This window comes from Mesorhizobium sp. M7A.F.Ca.MR.176.00.0.0 (assembly GCF_004023165.1).
GTDB lineage: Bacteria > Pseudomonadota > Alphaproteobacteria > Rhizobiales > Rhizobiaceae > Mesorhizobium.
This window is the reverse complement of the sequence record NZ_RZTC01000221.1, coordinates 2046-3750: the sequence shown is the minus strand read 5'-3', so window position 1 is coordinate 3750 and position 1705 is coordinate 2046. Positions and strand designations below refer to the sequence as shown.

Annotated in this window: 2 protein-coding genes; both read right to left on the bottom strand. The window is 60.9% G+C overall.

Annotation, left to right across the window (positions count from 1 at the left end):
• Positions 1 to 550: AAA family ATPase (locus EOB59_RS37045; RefSeq protein WP_245486877.1), on the bottom strand; the 550-nt coding region annotated here is incomplete at its 3' end.
• A gap of 118 nt (positions 551 to 668) precedes the next feature.
• The gene (locus EOB59_RS33935) at positions 669 to 1538 is read right to left on the bottom strand and encodes an outer membrane protein assembly factor BamD (RefSeq protein ID WP_127328879.1); all 870 of its coding nucleotides are present in this window, start codon (positions 1536 to 1538) and stop codon (positions 669 to 671) included.
• Positions 1539 to 1705: the final 167 nt, after the last annotated feature.

Below are 1705 nucleotides of genomic sequence, written 5' to 3'. Positions count from 1 at the left end.
CGGCCGCCGCCACCTTGGCGCGGTGGCGCGACAGCTCCTGCTCGCAGGCGCGCCAGTGCCGCCATGCCTCGCCGGTCGAGCGGACGGCGCCGAGATGGCCCCCGAAAGCGTCGAGCACCTCGCGGTGTGCTCCGGGATCGACCAGCGCGCGCTCGTCATGCTGGCCGTGGATCTCGACCAGCGCGCGCCCGACATCGCGCATCAGGGTGACGCTTGAAGGTTGATCGTTGACGAAAACACGGGTGCGGCCGTCCGCCGTCTGCAGGCGGCGCAGGATGATGTCGCCATCATCCTCGATCGCATTGTCGGCAAGCAGCGTACGGGCCGGATGATTGCGCGGCACGTCGAAGACGGCGATGACCTGGCCCTGTGCCGCGCCATGGCGCACCAGCGACGCGTCGCCGCGCGCTCCGAGCGCCAGCGACAGGGCATCGAGCAGGATGGATTTGCCGGCACCGGTTTCGCCGGTCAGCACCGAAAGGCCCGGCTGGAAGTCGATATCCAGCTTCTCGATCAGGACGATATCGCGGATCGACAGTCTGGAAAGCATCAGAACCCGAATCTAGAACGGCACGCGACCATTTGCAGTCGCAGCGCCGCACTATCTTTTTGTTTGAGCACCGGATCAATCCGAAAAGCGCTGTGGCGCTTCAGTCGATGCTCATACGTCAGGCGCCGGTGATCATCTTCCCGGCTTTGGATATCCACGACCCGGCATTCTCGCGCGGTGCAAGCCCATTGCTCTGCAAGAGCTTGTAGGAATCCTTGTACCATGGGCTGTCGGGGTAGTTGGTGCCGAGCACGGCGGCGGCGGTTTGTGCCTCCGAGGTCAGACCCATCGCGTAATAGCTTTCGGTCAAGCGGGCGAGCGCCTCCTCGACATGGCGGGTGTTGGAATAGTTCTCGACCACGGTGCGGAAGCGCTTCACGGCAGCGATGTATTCACGCCGCTCAAGATAGTAGCGGCCGATCTGCATTTCCTTGCCGGCCAACTGGTCGTTGGCGAAGCGGATCTTTTCCTTGGCGTCGTCGACATATTCCGATGTTGGCCAGCGCGTGACCAGATCCTGCATCGTCTGGACGGTCTGGCGCGCTTCCTTCTGGTCCTGCGTCACGTCCTTGATCTGACGGTAGTAGCTCAAGCCGATGATGTACTGCGCATAGGCTGCGTCATCGGTCGACGGGTAAAGCGTGAGATAGCGCTTGGCCGAGCCGATCGCCTCATCGTAATTGCCCTGGCGATAGTCGGCGAAAGCGCCCATCACCATCGATTTGCGGGCCCATTCCGAATAGGGATGCTGGCGGTCGACGGCGTCGAACTTGCGGCTCGCCTCCTGCAGGCGCCCGGCATTGAGATTGGCAAGGCCCTGATTGTAGAGAACATCGGCCGGCTCGGTCTGCTCGACATAGGTCGACAGGTCGATATCTTTCTCCGACGACATGCAGGCCGACAGAAAGAGCGATGGAACAACTACTGAAAGCGCCAGGAAAACAGCCCTCTGCGGTGCTTTCAATTGACCAACTCGCTTGAAGAACATGATTGGATCTCGCCCTTTCGGCGCTATTTCAATGCCAGTTGCACGCCATTGTTTCAAAACTGGTCCCCACTTTTGAATGACATGCATTAATCGACGGCAGCAGCCATAAACCATAACCGCCTTGCCCGGCAACGCTATCTCCGGCCAATCGCGCATTTTTGTGGCGG

What these genes read in the sequence shown, in the direction of transcription:
- EOB59_RS33935 (WP_127328879.1), bottom strand. Translation starts at nt 1,538, where the DNA reads ATGTTCTTCAAGCGAGTTGGTCAATTGAAAGCACCGCAGAGGGCTGTT.